Genomic DNA, 15984 nt, shown 5'->3' on the forward strand with positions numbered 1-15984 from the left:
GAAAGTGTCAAGGATGCCCTAGATTCAAAGGATTAGGGCGTCCCCCCCAAAAAAAAACGCTCGGTCGGACGCCTGGTTCTCTCGGAGAGAGACGATGGATTTCGCAGAAGCGTTCGACGCCGTCGCTTCCTCGTCGCGGACGGTCCTTTTGAACGAGTGGACGTATTATCAGATCGCCATCATCGTTGCCGGCTACCTGATCTGCGGCGCGCTGGCAAAGCGGATAGAGCCGCTGGTCGAAGCCCGCGCCCGCCTGATCAAGGGCAATCCGGACCTGCTGCGCGTCATCATCGCCTTCATGCGGCGGCTGCGCTGGCTTTTCCTGATCGTGTGGCTCTGGATCGCCGATGGGATGATATTGCGTTTCGGTTGGCCGTCGTATCGCTGGCTGGTGGCGACTGCGCTGACCCTGACGGCCGCCTGGTTCGTGATTTCCGTGCTCACCCGCATCATCCGCAACCAGACGCTGGCGCGCGTCACCGCCGTCGTGGGCTGGATCTATTTTGCGCTTTATGCGGTCGGGCTGGACCGGGTGATCCTGACGACCCTTGATGGCGTTGCCGTCAACCTCGGTGCCGTTCGTCTGTCGCTGCTGCTCGTCCTGAAGGCTGTCGTGCTTTCGTCCGCGCTGATCTGGCTTGCCGTGCTGTTGGGCAACGTCTCGGCGCACTGGATCCAGCGGTCGGCAGAACTCACGCCGTCCTTCAAGGTGCTGATAAGCAAATTGGTCAAGATCGTGCTGATCGGCTTTGCCGGTGCGATCGCGCTGTCCGCGACCGGTATCGACCTGACCGCGCTGACGGTCTTTTCCGGGGCGGTCGGCGTCGGCATCGGCTTTGGTTTGCAGAAGGTGGTCTCCAACTTCATTTCCGGCATCATCATCCTGCTCGACAAATCCATCAAACCGGGCGACACGATCACGCTTGGGGATACCTTCGGTTCCGTGCGCGACCTGCGTTCCCGCTTCGTCTCCGTCATCACCAGGGACGGCAAGGAATACCTCATTCCGAACGAGGACTTCATTTCGCAGCAGGTCGTGAACTGGTCGTTCTCCAGCGACTTCGTCCGCATCGAGGTCAGTTTCGGCACTTCCTATGACAGCGATCCGCACGAGGTGGCGCGCATTGCCATCGCGGCTGCCAAATCGATCCCACGGGTTGCGAGCGGCCACGCGGAGCCGGTCTGCTGGATGACCGGCTTCGGCGCATCGTCACTCGATTTCAAGCTCAGGTTCTGGATCTCCGATCCGAGCAACGGGCTGACCAACATTCGCGGCCAGGTGATGATGGCGCTGTGGGACGCCTTCAAGGTGGCCGGTATTTCGATCCCGTTCCCGCACCGCGAAATCATCATGAAGACACCGATCGAGGTGACCCGGGCGTGAGGGGTGCGACCGTCAGAGTCCAGCTTGCGTCCGTGCGTCTTCCGGTTGCGGCAATTGACTGGACACGTCGGGGAAGCGACATTGCCGGCGGCGGAACGGCCTATGGTCTTCCGGTGACAGTGTCAGCATGAGTGGGGCCCGACGCCATGGAACATCTTCAACAGACGCCGCTGTCGAGGTTGCCGGTGCCACGGTTTCTCTTGACGCTGCTCGCATCGTTTTCGACCACCGGGCTGATCGCCGGCGTCTTCTTCTTTGCCATGTCGCTGACGCCGAGCCTCATCCCGCGTCCCTATGTGGTGCAGGCGGTCATCTCCGGCCTGTCGCTTGGCGCCGGCTACGCGATCGGCGTGCTGCTGCGTTGGGTCTGGTCCTTGCTTGACCTGCCGGAGATACGCGGACGCACCGGCTTCATCGTGAAGATGGCCGCCGCCCTCGGCTGCATCGCCGTTGCGCTCACCTTCCTCTGGCGCACCGCCTACTGGCAGAACACGGTGCGTGAGATCATGGGGCTCGCTCCGGTCGAGAGCGCCGAACCCTTCAAGCTCGGGCTGATCGCGGCGCTTGTCTTCGTCGCCATCGTGCTTTTGGCGCGGCTGTTCCGGCTGACCTTCCGGTTTCTCACCCGTCGTTTCGAGCATGTGCTGACGCGGCCGCTGGCGAAGGTCGCCGGCGTGATTGCGGCGCTGGCCCTCTTTTGGTCGGCCGCCGATGGCGTCATCTTCCGCTTCGCGCTGCATGCGGCCGACAGCTCGTTCCAGCGGCTCGACGCGTTGATCGACCCCGACTTAGCCCCACCCACCGATCCCTTGAAGACGGGCAGCAGGGCGTCGCTGATGACCTGGGACGAGCTCGGCCGCCAGGGACGCCAGTTCATCGCCTCCGGACCGGCGGCAAAGGACATCGGCGCCTTCTTCGGCGGCGAGGCGAAGGAGCCCTTGCGCGTCTATGCCGGCCTCAATTCGGCTGAAACCGCCAAGGAACGTGCGAAGCTGGCGCTGGAGGAACTGAAACGCGTCGGCGGTTTCGAACGCGCCAATCTTCTGATCGTGGTGCCGACCGGCACCGGCTGGATCGACCCGCCCGGTCTCGATTCGCTCGAATATCTCCTGAAGGGCGATGTCGCCAGCGTCGCGGTGCAGTACTCCTACCTCACGAGCTGGCTGTCGCTGCTGGTCGAGCCGGAATACGGCGCCGAGACTGCGGATGCGCTGTTCGATGCGGTCTATGGCTACTGGACGACGCTGCCGAAGGACAAGCGGCCGAGGCTCTATCTCTATGGCCTAAGCCTCGGTTCGATGAACTCGCAAGGCTCGGTCGATCCCTTCGACATCATCAGCGATCCGTTCGAGGGCGCGCTCTGGGTCGGCTCGCCGTTCCCGACCAAGACCTGGCTGCAGATAACGAGAAATCGCAATCCCGGCTCACCCGAATGGCGGCCGCTCTATCGCGACGGTTCGGTGATCCGCTTCACCAACCAGGAAAACGCGCTTGAAATTCCGGGGGCTCGCTGGGGCAATGTCCGCATCGTCTACCTGCAATATGCTAGCGACCCGATCACCTTCTTCGATCCCCATTCCTTCTACCGCGAGCCGGACTGGATGAAGGCGCCGCGCGGTGCGGACGTCTCGCCGGCGCTCCGGTGGTTCCCGGTCGTCACCATGTTCCAGCTGCTCGCCGACATGGCGCTCGCGACGACTTCGCCGATCGGCTACGGCCATGTCTACGCACCCGAGCACTATATCGACGCCTGGATGCAGGTGGTGGCGCCGCCAGGCGTGACCGAGGCGGATGCCGAGCGGCTGAAGGGGCAACTCAAGGGCCGTTACTAGGTCTTTGAAACGACGCACCTCCGGCCGGAAAACCGCTTCACACTTTTCCTGGAATTGCTTTAAGGCCCGCTCGGAACAGGCAACGTCGAGAGCAGCGCGCCCATGGCGCCGATGATCTTGCGGTGCTGGTGCGCGTGGCGTGTTCGAAGGCTCGTTGCGGCATAGACGGTCTGGGCGATGGCCGGCGCATCCTGCACCCGATCGGCAAATCCGTCCGCGGCGAGCCGCTCCGCAGTTGCCGCCGTCACATAGGCCGCGCCGCCAAGGGCGGCGAGCAGCCGGGTGATCGCCATGTTCTGGCCGGCCGAAAGCAGGGCTGCGGAAAGGTGCGGCAGGGCCAGCCGGTGGGCACGGTCGAAGGTCGGCGAATAGCTTGCGCGGATATAGTTCTCGGAGCGGACCTCGGCCAGTTCGCGCGCCTCGGTGCTGACCAGCACGTAATGCAGATCGCCGATCCGTTCGTAATAGAGATCGGGCAGGTAGTGGGGCGTGTAGAGGATCGCAAGATCGAGGTCGCCGGCGCCGAGGTCTCGGTTCATCTGGTTGGAATAATCGGCCTCCATATAGACCTCGGTGGCGGGCAAGTCCTGCCGAATTGCCGCCATCCATTCGCCGGCGAAGGCCTCGGCCAGGTCGTGCTGGATACCGAGGCGCATGGAGCGCTCCAGCGCACCGGCGCTGGTGACCGCGCGTGTTGCCTCATGCCACTGGTTTTGCAGCGCTTTTGCATAGTCGAGGAAGCGCAGGCCGGCGGCGGTCGGCACCGTTCCGCCCTTGTTGCGGGTAAAGAGCTTGCGGTTGAACTGGGCTTCGAGCGCCTTGACCCTATGAGAGACGGTCGACTGGGTGATGTTCAGCCGCTCGGCGGTGCGGTTGAAGGAGCGGCTTTCCATCAGGTCGAGAAAGGTTTCGATCAGTTCCACCTGCATGCCATGCGCTCCCCTTTGCAATCGCTTCAATCTAATCGAATTTGTCGATCAATAAAGCCTGTTTCCGTCGCTTGATGGCGCACTGCTTCCCCGGCAAGAATTCCGCCAAAACGAGGGAACAGTTGATGTCGAATTTGCCGTCGCACGCACGGGTCGTGATCATCGGTGGGGGAGCGATCGGCGCTTCCTCGCTCTACCATCTTGCCAAGGCCGGCTGGACCGATTGCGTGCTTCTGGAAAAGAACGAGCTGACGGCGGGCTCGACCTGGCATGCGGCCGGCAACGTGCCGACGTTTTCGTCCTCCTGGTCGATCATGAACATGCAGCGCTACTCGGCATCGCTCTATCGCGACCTCGGCGCACTCGTCGATTATCCGATGAACTATCACGTCACTGGCTCAATCCGGCTCGGCCACTCCAAGGAGCGCCTCCAGGAGTTCAAGCGCGTCGTCGGCATGGGTCGCTACCAGGGCATGGATCTCGATATCCTGTCGCCCGACGAGATGCGCGCCCGCTACCCTTTCCTCGAAACGCACGAGCTGACCGGCGCGCTCTACGATCCCTATGACGGTGACATCGACCCGGCGCAGCTGACGCAGGCGCTCGCCAAGGGCGCGCGCGACATGGGCGCAAAAATCATCCGCTTCTGTCCCGTCACGGCGGCGCGCCGAGAGAACGACGAATGGGTGATCACCACACCGCAGGGCGAAATCCGCTGCGAATACGTCGTCAACGCCGCCGGCTACTATGCCCGCGAGGTCGGCAAGATGTTCGGCCGCGACGTGCCGATGATGGTGATGAGCCATCAGTATATCCTGTTCGACGAGATCCCGGAGCTTGCCGCCTGGTCGAAGGAGGCGGGCCACAAGCTGCCGCTTCTTCGCGACGTCGACAGCTCCTACTATCTCCGCCAGGAGAAGAACGGCATGAACCTCGGGCCCTATGAGCGCAACTGCCGCGCCCATTGGATAACGCCTGACGATCCGATGCCAGAGGATTTCTCCTTCCAGCTCTTCCCCGACGATCTCGATCGGCTGGAATGGTACCTGAACGACGCCGTCGAACGCGTACCGATCCTCGGCACGGCCGGGCTGTCGCGGATCATCAACGGCCCGATCCCCTATGCACCCGACGGCAACCCGCTGATCGGCCCAATGCCGGGCGTGCCCAATGCGTTTGAGGCTTGCGTCTTTACCTTCGGCATCTGTCAGGCCGGCGGCGCCGGCAAGGTACTGGCCGAATGGATCACCGAGGGCCAGACGGAGTGGGACATGTGGTCCTGCGACCCACGCCGTTGCACCGACTATACCGACCAGGACTATTGTATCGCCAAGGGCATGGAGATCTACGGCCACGAGTACGCGATGCATTTCCCGAAACACTATTGGGCGGCGGGCCGCGGCAAGAAGTTGTCACCGATCCACGACCGGATCCAGGCACTCGGTGCGCAGTTCAAGCCCTATAACGGCTGGGAGCGCGCCATGTGGTACGCCAAACCCGGCGACGACACCTCTGAAGGTGCGACGCAGACCTGGGGTCGCGCGGGGCCGTGGGCGAAGCGCATCGAGGAGGAGTGTCTGGCCGTGCGCGATGCCGCCGGCATTCTCGATTTGCCGGGCTTCTCGCGCTTCCGGGTGAAGGGCGAGGGGGCGACCGCGTGGCTTTCGGGCCTCATCACCGGGCGCGTGCCGAAGCCGGGTCGTATCGGCCTTGCCTATTTCGCGGACGACAAGGGCCGGATCGTCACCGAAATGTCGGTCATGATGATTGACGAGGACTTCTTCTTCCTGATCACCGCCGCAACGGCGCAGTGGCACGATTTCGAGTGGCTGACGAAGCACCGGCCGGCCAATGCCGCCTTCACCATCGACGATGTCACCAAGTCCTTCTCCTGCCAGATCCTGACCGGGCCGAAGTCGCGCGCGATCCTCGCCGAGGTCAGCGATGCTGATCTCGCCAAGGGCTGGCTGACGCACCAGACCGCTCAGATCGCCGGCCGCTATTGCCAGCTGGTGCGTGTCTCCTTCGCCGGCGAGCTCGGCTGGGAAATCCACACCAAGGTGGAGGATACGGCCGTCATCTTCGACGCCGTCTGGGCGGCCGGTCAGAAGCATGGCCTCAAACCCTTCGGCATGGAGGCGCTCGACAGCCTGCGCATCGAGAAGGGCTATCGCGCCTGGAAGGGCGATCTTTCGACCGACTACACCATCCTGCAGGGCGGGCTCGAGCGCTTCGTCGACTGGGGCAAGCCCGGCTTCAAGGGCAAGGCGGCGTTGGAGCGCGAAAAGCAGCAGGGCGTGAGCAAGCGCTTCGTCACCCTGACGGTCGCCGCCGACGGCTGCGACGCGCCTTACATGTCGACGCTCTGGTCCGATGGTCAGGTGGTCGGCGAGACGACCTCGGGCAATTGGGGCTACCGGGTCGGCAAGTCGATCGCGCTTGGCATGCTGCGCGCTGATCTTGCCGTGCCCGGCAAGGAAATCGAGGTCGAGATCTTCGGCGACCGCTTCAAGGCGACGGTCGAGGCGGACCAGCCGCTCTGGGATCCCTCCAATGAAAGACTGCGCGCATGACCAAGCCCATTCCCTCGAAAGCCCGTGCGGTCATCATCGGCGGCGGCGTTTCCGGCTGTTCCGTCGCCTATCATCTCGCCAAGCTCGGCTGGACCGACGTGGTGCTGCTCGAGCGCAAGCAGCTGACCTCGGGCACGACCTGGCATGCGGCCGGCCTTATCGGCCAGCTGCGCGCGTCGCAAAACATGACGCGGCTGGCGAAATATTCCGCCGATCTTTACGTCAAGCTCGAGGCCGAGACCGGCATTTCCACCGGCATGCGCCAGAACGGCTCGATCACGGTGGCGCTGACGGAGGAACGCAAGGAGGAAATCTATCGCCAGGCGTCATTGGCGCGCGCCTTCAATGTCGACGTGCGCGAGATCACGCCTGATGAAGTGAAGGCGATGTATCCGCACCTCAACACTTCGGACGTGAAGGCGGCGGTGCATCTGCCGCTCGATGGCCAATGCGATCCGGCCAACATCGCCATGGCGCTGGCCAAGGGGGCGCGGCAGAACGGCGCGACGATCATCGAGGGCGTCAAGGTGACGGCCGTGCTGAAGAAGGACGGCCGGGTCACCGGCGTCACTTGCGAGCAGAACGGCGAGACCTACACAATCGAGACGGATCATGTCGTCAACTGCGCCGGCATGTGGGGCCGGGAGTTCGCGCGGCAATCCGGCGTCACCGTGCCGCTGCACGCCTGCGAGCATTTCTACATCGTCACCGAGGCGATCCCGGAGCTCAAGCGCCTGCCAGTGCTGCGCGTGCCGGACGAGTGCACCTATTACAAGGAGGATGCCGGCAAGATGCTGATCGGCGCCTTCGAGCTCAAGGCCAAGCCCTGGGGCATGGACGGCATCCGCGAGGATTTCTGCTTCGACCAGCTGCCTGACGATTTCGACCACTTCGCGCCGATCCTGGAGATGGCGGTCAACCGCATGCCGATGCTGGAAACGGCGGGCATCCACACCTTCTTCAACGGCCCCGAAAGCTTCACGCCCGACGACCGCTACTATCTCGGCGAAGCGCCCGAAGTGAAGGGCTATTGGGTGGCAGCCGGCTACAATTCGATCGGCATCGTCTCCTCCGGCGGCGCCGGCATGGCGCTCGCCCAATGGATGAACGACGGCGAGCCGCCCTTCGATCTCTGGGAAGTGGATATCCGCCGGGCGCAGCCGTTCCAGAAGAACCGCGCCTATCTCAAGGATCGCGTCTCGGAGACGCTCGGCCTGCTCTATGCCGATCACTTCCCCTATCGCCAGATGGCGACGGCGCGCGGCGTGCGGCGTTCGCCGCTGCACGAACACCTGAAAGCGCGCGGCGCCGTGTTCGGCGAAGTCGCGGGATGGGAGCGCGCCAATTGGTTTGCAAATGACGGTCAGGAGCGCGAATACCGCTATTCCTGGAAGCGGCAGAATTGGTTCGAGAACCAGAAGGCCGAGCATCTCGCCGTGCGCAACGGCGTCGGCCTGTTCGACATGACCTCGTTCGGCAAGATCCGGGTGGAGGGGCGCGATGCGCTTTCCTTCCTGCAGCGGCTCTGCGCCAACGAGATGAACGTCGAGCCCGGCCGCATCGTTTACACCCAGATGCTGAACGCCCGCGGCGGCATCGAAAGCGATCTGACGGTGACGCGTCTTTCGGAAACCGCCTTCCTGCTGGTCGTGCCGGGCGCCACGCTGCAGCGCGACCTTGCCTGGCTGCGCAAACATCTCGCCGATGAATTTGTCGTCATCACCGATGTCGGCGCCGGCGAAAGCGTGCTCTGCGTCATGGGGCCGAAGGCGCGCGAGCTGATGCAGAGGGTGAGCCCCAACGATTTTTCGAATGCCGCCCATCCCTTCGGCACGGCACGCGAGATCGAGGTCGGCATGGGCCTCGCCCGTGCGCACCGCGTTACCTATGTCGGCGAGCTCGGCTGGGAGCTCTATGTCTCGACCGACCAGACGGCGCACGTGTTTGAGGCGCTGGAGGAGGCGGGGCAGGATCTGGGGCTCAAGCTCTGCGGCATCCATACGCTCGACAGCTGCCGGATTGAGAAGGCGTTCCGCCATTTCGGCCACGACATCACCGACGAGGACCATGTGCTCGAAGCCGGTCTCGGCTTTGCGGTCAAAGCCGACAAGGGCGAATTCATCGGTCGGGAAGCGGTGCTTGCCAAGCACAATCGCGGTCTTTCACGCCGACTGGTGCAGTTCCGTCTCGCCGATCCGGAGCCGCTGCTCTTCCACAACGAGGCGATCGTTCGCGATGGCAAGATCGTCGGAACGATCACATCAGGCAATTACGGCCACCACCTCGGCGGCGCCATCGGCCTCGGCTACGTGCCCTCGGAAGGCGAGAGCGCAGACGACGTGCTCGGCTCGCGCTTCGAGATCGAGATCGCCGGGACGCGGGTCGCGGCCGAGGCGTCGCTGAAGCCGATGTACGACCCGCGGGCGGAGCGGGTGCGGATGTAGGTGAGGCGTTTGGGCGTCGGGCATCGTGTTCGGTGCTTGAGGACTGCCCCTCATCCGCCTGCCGGCACCTTCTCCCGTTCTGACGGGGAGAAGGGACGCGTGGCGCCGGACTCGTTCCCTCTCTCCGCAGGCGGGGAAAGGGGCAGGGGACGGACGAGGCGGGCGCAGAAGACAGATAATCCTCTTCCTCATGAACGGTGAGGAGGGGAACGAGCGGGATCAGCATGTCCCTTCTCCCTGTCAAAACGGGGAGAAGGTGCCGGCAGGCGGATGAGGGGCTTTAATCTCACCGCGCGAATGAGGGGGCAAGCTGCCCCATTGGGAGATGATGATGGCTGACGATTGTGCAGTTGCGGCTTCGAGACGGTCCGGCGGGCGGGCGGCGCGGGTGGCGCTGCGTTCGGCGCCGCTGGCCGAAAACATCCGGCCGGTGCGGCCCGGCCTTTCCGGCGGGCAATACAAGCCGCTGACCGATGCCGGCGTGAAGCGCATCCATGAGGCGGCGCTCGATGCGCTCGAACAGATCGGGCTCGCCAACGCGCCGAAATCGGGCATCGAGATCATGACCGCCGCAGGCGCCATTCTCGGCGACGATGGGCGCATCCGCTTCCCGCGTGCCCTGGTCGAGGACATGCTGGCGATCGCCGCGCGCGACATCACGCTTCATGCCCGCGATCCGAAGCAGGATCTCGAACTCAGCGGCACCCGCGTCTATTACGGCACGGCCGGTGCTGCGGTGCATATCGTCGACGTCGAGAAACGCGAATATCGCGAGTCCACCGCCAAGGACCTATTGAACGCCGCACAGCTCGTCCATCACCTCGACAACGTGCACTTCTTCCAGCGCGCCATGGTCTGTCGCGATGTAGCCGACAACTTCCTGATGGACGTCAACACGCTCTATGCCTGCTGCGCCGGCACTACCAAGCACGTAGGCACCAGCTTTTCCGATCCTTCGCATGTCGATGGTTGCTTCGATCTCATCCACATGATCGCCGGCGGCGAGGACAAGTGGCGGGCGCGGCCCTTCGTTTCCAACTCGAACTGCTTCGTCGTGCCGCCGATGAAGTTTGCCGAGGAAAGCTGCATCACCATGGAAAAGTGCATCCGCGCCGGGATGCCGATCCTCTTACTTTCGGCCGGCCAGGCGGGTGCGACCGCACCGGCGCCGCTGGCAACCGCGATTGTCCAGGCGGTCGCCGAATGCCTGGCGGGCGTCGTCTATGTCAACGCCATGTCGCCCGGCCATCCCGCAGTCTTCGGCACCTGGCCGTTCGTCTCGGATCTACGCACCGGGGCGATGTCCGGCGGCTCCGGCGAGCAGGCGCTGCTGACGGCCGGCTGCGCGCAGATGCACCAGTTCTACCGCCTGCCCGGTGGGGCCGCTGCCGGCATTGCCGACGCCAAGCTACCGGATATGCAGGCCGGCTGGGAGCAGGCGATCTCCAATGTCATGGCCGGGCTTTCCGGCCTCAACATGGTCTATGAGGCCGTCGGCATGCATGCCTCGCTGCTCGGCTTCTGCCTGGAGTCGCTGGTGCTCGGCGACGATCTGCTCGGCCAGGTGCAGCGCTGCATCCGCGGCATCGACGTGACGGAGGATTCGGTCTCGCTCGAGACCATGCGCTCGGTCTGCCTCGATGGCCCCGGTCACTATCTCGGCCATCCGCAGACGCTTGGGCTGATGCAGACGGAATACATCTATCCGGCGGTCGCCGATCGCACGAGCCCGAAGGAATGGGTCGAGATCGGCCGCCCCGATCTGGTGGCGCGGGCGATCGAGAGGAAAAACCGCATTCTGGCCGAAGCAGCCCCTTCGGTGATCGCGCCGGATATCGATCGGGCGATCAGGGAGAGGTTCCAGATCTTCTGCTGAGTTTAGCTCTCCGCCCCGGTCGCGGGGCGGGGGCAGCGGGGGCCAGGTCTGGCCGATCCGTCATCTACAGATTGCAAGGACTACGTCGAGCTGAGGTGTCGCCGAAGTTCGCGAGCGATGGCGTTTGCATTGGGGACGGAGGCGTAGGTGCTTGAAGCTGCCCCTCGTTCGCGTGGTGGGGGAAGGCGCCCCTCATCCGGCCTGCCGGCCACCTTCTCCCCGTTCTGACGGGGAGAAGGAGACGCCTGGCCAGCCCCAAGCCTCAGGCGGCGAGGCGAGAGGAGGCGGCGCCTTTCGACGTCGCGCTCCAAGAGAGCAGACGAGGGAAGGGAAACGCGCCGCGATGCTGGCGCGGACCTGGGCGGGGCGGATGTCCTGGCGCAAACGGCTACTTTCCCCTCTCCCCGCGCGCGGGGAGAGGGTCAGGGTGAGGGGCGGATCTCGCACCAACGGCAGAGGGCGCGCCATCCGGTGCCCGATGAAATTTACACGCGCGCCGGAACGCGGTCCTTCCGGTCCAATTGTTGGAGTTCAACCCCATGCTCGTTTCGGAGCTCAAGACTACGACTGTCACCGGCGACCGCATCGACCAGTTGATTGCCGCCCATCGTCCCGGCCATGGGTTGGCGCGCGCCTTCTATCTCGACCCGGAGATTTATGAACGCGATCTTGAGCGCCTCTTCCGCCGCCATTGGCACTGCGTGGCGCACGAGAGCGCGATCCCGAACGTCAATGACTTCGAGGTGTTCCGCATGGCCTCCGAGCAGGTGATCGTCACCCGCACGGCCAGTGGCGAGATCCACGCGATGCTCAATGTCTGCCGCCATCGCGGCGCCGAGGTCTGCGCCAAGAAGAAGGGCAATGCCCGCGCCTTCGTCTGCCCTTACCATGCCTGGACCTATGGCAATGACGGCGCGCTGAAGGCGGCGCGGTTGATGCCGAAGGATTTCCGGCGCGAAGACCATGGGCTGAAGAAGCTCCATGTGCGTGTCATCGAAGGGCTGATCTTCATCTCATTCGCCGACCAGCCGCTCGATTTCAGCGATGTCGAGCATCTCCTGCACGCGACCTGCGGGCAATATGGCTGGGGGTCGGCCAAGATCGCCCATCGCCAGACCTATCCGGTCGATGCCAACTGGAAGCTCGCGGTCGAGAACTATGTCGAGTGCTATCACTGCGGTCCGGCGCATCCGGAATATTCCGAAACGCATGCGCTGGAACAGCCGCTGCACATGATCGAGGAACTGAACGCCCGGATGGAGGCGCGCACCTGCGAACTCGGCATCGAGGTCGGCTCCGGCAACCATTGGCAGACATCTGTCACGGGGAAGGAGGCGGTGCACGCCTTCCGCTATCCGCTCTATGACGGCGCCAAGACCGGCAGCAAGGACGGCCAGGCGCTGAGCCGGCTCATGGGGCGTTTCAGCGATTTCGACGGCGGCGTCACCTCGATCCACTTGGGCGGCACCACTTTCCTCGTCTGCTATCCCGATCATGGCATGATCTACCGTTTCATCCCGAAGACGGCGGAGACGTCGGAGATGGAGCTGATCTGGCTGGTCGACGGCAAGGCCGAGGAAGGGTGCGACTACGATCTCGACAGGTTGACCTGGCTGTGGAAGGTGACGACCGAGGAGGACAAGGCGATCATCGAGCACACGTCGCGCGGCGTGCGCTCGCACTATTTCGTGCCGGGTCCGATCGCGCCGATGGAGCATAACGAGCTTCGTTACATCAACTGGTATCTCGACGAGATCAGCCGACCGGTCTGATCCATCTCATCAACCGAGTGGGATCGGCCGAGGCCGTCCCACCTAATCTCTGCGATCGAAATGGGTCCGGAGCGCCACATGCGTCTGCACAGTGGCGATACCCGGGATCAGGGAAATCTGCCGGCGGATCGTGTCGAGGTCGCCGTTCGTAGCGCATTCGACGAGCACCATCAGATCGGTGGAGCCGGCGAGCGACCAGCATGTGACGACCGGCGACATGGCGGAAAGGTGCGGCACGATGTGGTCGCAATTCTTGCTGGACTGGAACGTGATGGCGACCAAGGCCCTGACCGTCGGGTTCTTGTCCTCGACGCCGAGACGGATGGTGTAGCCGGCGACGACGCCCTTGGCTTCGAGGCGCCGCAGACGCTCGTGCACGCCGCTGCGCGAGAGGCCGGCATGTCGGGCGAGCGCCACCAGGCTCTGGCGTGAATCCTGGCGAAGCGCTGCCAGCAGCAGCCGATCCTTGTCGTCGAGTTCCGTCAAATTGTATCTCCTTTTGCGCGAAGTCCGGACGTTTGTCCGGTTTGGCGCCATATTGTCCAGTGAAACCGGACGATAGGACAGATAGCTTCCTTCTCGCAACGAAGGAGCTTTGCCATGAAAATACCAGTCGTGCCCGACAACCGTGCTGCTGCCGATCGACATGCAGCAGGCTTTCGACAGCGCCCCCTGGCCGCGCCGATGGAATGCCGATATCGACCGGAACGGTCTCACTCTGCTTGCCGCCTGGCGCGCGGCCGGCCGGCCGGTGATCCATGTCCGCCATGACAGCGTCATGCCGGGCTCGACGCTTGGAGCCGGTGCACCCGGCAATGCCTTCCGGCCCGGCTTCGAGCCGCAGGCCGGCGAACCACTCGTCACCAAGAGCGTCAACGCGGCCTTCATCGGTACCGATCTCGACCTCAGGCTTCGGCGTCTCGGCGTCGATACAGTCGTTACCTTCGGCATCTCGACCGACATGTGTGTCTCCACCTCGGTGCGCGTTGGCGCCAATCTCGGCTACCGCATGATCCTCGTCGAGGATGCGTGCGATTGCTTCGACCAGCCGGATGGAGATGGAACGGTAATCGCGGCCCGGGATGTCCACCGGGCCCATGTCGCGACCTTGCGCGCCGAGTTCGCCGAGGTGACGACGACGGTTGCCTTCGTCGAAGCCCTACGCCGTCCGGACGCCGCCTAGAGTGTCCCACTCTCCTGTCGAATCGCTGAGCGCGCGCTGTTCACAAGCGATTCCTGATAAACTTTGAAGCGGGTTTCCGCCGGAATTGTGTCGCATTCCGGGCATTGCACCCGCTGTTCACCGGTTTGTGCCGCGGACCTCGACGATGTCGGCCGTCCATTTCGGCGCCGTCAGGCTCTGGCCTTCGCGGTTCGGAAAGGTGAGGAAAGTCTCGAACGGCCGGCTCTGGCCGGCCGGCACCCGGGCGAGAATGAGGGCCGCGTCGTCGCCGATCGTCTGGCAGACGTCGTCCGGGCAATCTTCCAGCGTGACGGAGAGGCGGAAATATTCGAGCAGCGTCTGGCCCTTGTTCGTCACCGTGCCACGCAGGCGGAAGCTTCGTCCCGGTTGGCTTTGCTCGAAGGTCAGGCCATCAAGCGCAATGTCGGCGGCGGTCAGGCCCGCGGGCTGCGTCGTCTGGACCGGTTCAGGTGCTGCGGGCTTGCGACCGTCGCGATCGCTGAACCAGATGATGAAGGCGACGAGCAGGCCGACCGCTACGGCAACTGAGAGGATCGGTTCCGCCCATTGGCGAAAACGGCTGAAGCGCGTTGCCAGATACACAACGACAAGACCCAGCGGTAACGCAATCAACCAAAGCATCCGGATCCTCCTCACCGCATCATTCCTTGAATCGGATTCGATGCAAGAGGGAAACCATGCAGCCGATCAAAGCTTTAGACGGTCCTTGCCCTCAAGAGGCAAGGCCGTGACCGCACTTATATAGGGTGCTCGGCGGCTGACAACACGCGACCATAAGCAGCAGCCGATGGTTCTCGGCCAAGGACGGACTCTATTGCTGGTGAGGACAAAGCGGATGCTAGTCCGCCGGTTTCAGGTCCACCCAGTAGGTGCCTTCGAACGGGACCGCGGCGAAGCGGGTGTTGATCTCGGCAAGGCTTTTCTTCGGGTCGAGATCGGAAAAGAGATCCGGCCGGATCCAGGCGGCGAAGGCCTCTGCCGCGACGATGTTGAGCGGGATGGCGTTGAAGAAGTTCCAAAGCCCATGGACGCGCTTTTCCTGTACGGCGCGGATGCTCGAAAGGGCGGGCGCCTCGATCGTGCGGGCGAGCGTCTGTTGCGCTTCGTCTTCGCTGATACCCGGGCCGATCGAGAGCGTGCCGTACTTGCCGCCGGGCGAGGAGGTAGCGATGTAGATGTCGGGATTGGCGGCCATGACCGCCTCGGCGTTGACCGTGCCGCCCGGCCGCGGCAGCGTGCCTTCGGCGATGTTGCGGCCGCCGGCAATCGTCAGGAACTCGCCGAGGCCGCCGGTGCCATAGGCCCAGCAGCAGCGGTCGGCCTGGGGGAAGGCGTCCATCAGCACCAGAGGGCGTGGCTCCGGCCTGGCGGCGAGGCGCGCCCGGATCAAGGCCAGCTTGTCCTCGTAGAACTGAGCGAAGGCGTCTGCCTGTTCGTCCCGTTCGAGGATCTTGCCGAGCAGGCGCATCATGCGCGGCGTGCTCGTCAGCGGATCATTGTTGAAGTCGACGACGATGACAGGAACACCGATGCCGGTCAGATAGTCGATGGCGCGCTTGCCGGGTTCGGTGTCGGCCTGCCAATTGGCGAGGATCGCAAGGTCGGCCTTCAGCGTCAGCAGCGTCTCGAAGGAAAGGCCCGGGCCGGTTCCGTCGTCGATCTGCGGGACGTCTGCGATCGCGGGAAACTTCCGCCGGAAGCTTTCGTAGATCTCGGGATTGTCGCCCTTCATGTCGCCGGACCAGCCGGCAAGCAGGCTGACGGGATCGGGATGGATCAGCGACAGCGCGACGAGATTGAAACCGCTGCCGAGCAGGATCGCCTTGGGCTTTGCCGGGAGCGTCACCTCGCGGCCGATCGCATCGGTGACGGTCATCGGCCATTGGCCTTCCGCATGGGCGGCGGTTGCGAGCGTCAGAGCAGCAAGGATGACGAGGAAGAACCGCCGGGCGGTCTGGAAAATGCAGCGA

11 protein-coding genes are annotated in these 15984 nt (G+C 63.9%); 7 read left to right on the top strand and 4 right to left on the bottom strand.

What is annotated here, in order from left to right:
• The first annotated feature begins 94 nt into the window (after nucleotides 1-94).
• Nucleotides 95-1384 carry a mechanosensitive ion channel domain-containing protein gene (locus ASE60_RS22805; RefSeq protein ID WP_057253244.1) on the top strand — a complete coding sequence of 430 codons (1290 nt, stop codon included), beginning with the start codon at nucleotides 95-97 and terminating at the stop codon, nucleotides 1382-1384.
• A gap of 146 nt (nucleotides 1385-1530) precedes the next feature.
• Nucleotides 1531-3216, top strand: a complete 1686-nt coding sequence (locus ASE60_RS22810) for an alpha/beta-hydrolase family protein (protein ID WP_057253246.1) — start codon at nucleotides 1531-1533, stop codon at nucleotides 3214-3216.
• A gap of 59 nt (nucleotides 3217-3275) precedes the next feature.
• Here ASE60_RS22810 and ASE60_RS22815 read toward each other — a convergent pair whose 3' ends face one another.
• Nucleotides 3276-4145 carry a LysR family transcriptional regulator gene (locus ASE60_RS22815; RefSeq protein WP_057253248.1) on the bottom strand — a complete coding sequence of 290 codons (870 nt, stop codon included), beginning with the start codon at nucleotides 4143-4145 and terminating at the stop codon, nucleotides 3276-3278.
• Nucleotides 4146-4270: 125 nt separating this feature from the next.
• Here ASE60_RS22815 and ASE60_RS22820 point away from each other — a divergent pair, with 125 nt between their 5' ends.
• The 4 genes from ASE60_RS22820 (at nucleotide 4271) to ASE60_RS22835 (ending at nucleotide 12810) form a co-directional block, all read left to right on the top strand.
• On the top strand, nucleotides 4271-6718 hold the full coding sequence (locus ASE60_RS22820) for an FAD-dependent oxidoreductase (RefSeq protein WP_057253250.1): 2448 nt from the start codon (nucleotides 4271-4273) through the stop codon (nucleotides 6716-6718).
• The gene (locus ASE60_RS22825) at nucleotides 6715-9162 is read left to right on the top strand and encodes an FAD-dependent oxidoreductase (protein ID WP_057253253.1); all 2448 of its coding nucleotides are present in this window, start codon (nucleotides 6715-6717) and stop codon (nucleotides 9160-9162) included. The genes ASE60_RS22820 and ASE60_RS22825 overlap by 4 nt, the downstream gene beginning before the upstream one ends.
• A gap of 331 nt (nucleotides 9163-9493) precedes the next feature.
• Nucleotides 9494-11038 (top strand): trimethylamine methyltransferase family protein, encoded by a 1545-nt coding sequence (locus tag ASE60_RS22830; protein ID WP_057253255.1) that lies wholly within the window; start codon nucleotides 9494-9496, stop codon nucleotides 11036-11038.
• A gap of 539 nt (nucleotides 11039-11577) precedes the next feature.
• Nucleotides 11578-12810, top strand: coding sequence for an aromatic ring-hydroxylating dioxygenase subunit alpha (locus ASE60_RS22835; protein ID WP_057253257.1), 1233 nt, complete (start codon nucleotides 11578-11580; stop codon nucleotides 12808-12810).
• A 42-nt stretch (nucleotides 12811-12852) separates the two neighbouring features.
• On the opposite strand, the gene ASE60_RS22840 is transcribed toward ASE60_RS22835, so the two are convergent.
• Nucleotides 12853-13296, bottom strand: a complete 444-nt coding sequence (locus ASE60_RS22840; RefSeq protein ID WP_093234395.1) for an Lrp/AsnC family transcriptional regulator — start codon at nucleotides 13294-13296, stop codon at nucleotides 12853-12855.
• A gap of 142 nt (nucleotides 13297-13438) precedes the next feature.
• On the opposite strand from ASE60_RS22840, the gene ASE60_RS22845 reads away from it, so the two are divergent.
• Nucleotides 13439-13993, top strand: coding sequence for a cysteine hydrolase family protein (locus tag ASE60_RS22845; RefSeq protein ID WP_280137722.1), 555 nt, complete (start codon nucleotides 13439-13441; stop codon nucleotides 13991-13993).
• A 117-nt stretch (nucleotides 13994-14110) separates the two neighbouring features.
• Here the strand turns inward: ASE60_RS22845 and ASE60_RS22850 are convergent, their stop codons facing one another.
• Both ASE60_RS22850 and ASE60_RS22855 read right to left on the bottom strand, forming a co-directional pair.
• A complete protein-coding gene (locus ASE60_RS22850; RefSeq protein WP_057253261.1) occupies nucleotides 14111-14635 on the bottom strand; it encodes a DUF3426 domain-containing protein in 525 nt (174 codons plus the stop codon).
• Between the two features lie 217 nt (nucleotides 14636-14852).
• Nucleotides 14853-15944, bottom strand: a complete 1092-nt coding sequence (locus tag ASE60_RS22855) for an ABC transporter substrate-binding protein (protein WP_082616104.1) — start codon at nucleotides 15942-15944, stop codon at nucleotides 14853-14855.
• Nucleotides 15945-15984 lie beyond the last annotated feature (40 nt).

Origin of the sequence: Ensifer sp. Root278 (assembly GCF_001429285.1) — a bacterium.
In the GTDB taxonomy this organism is placed as follows: domain Bacteria; phylum Pseudomonadota; class Alphaproteobacteria; order Rhizobiales; family Rhizobiaceae; genus Ensifer.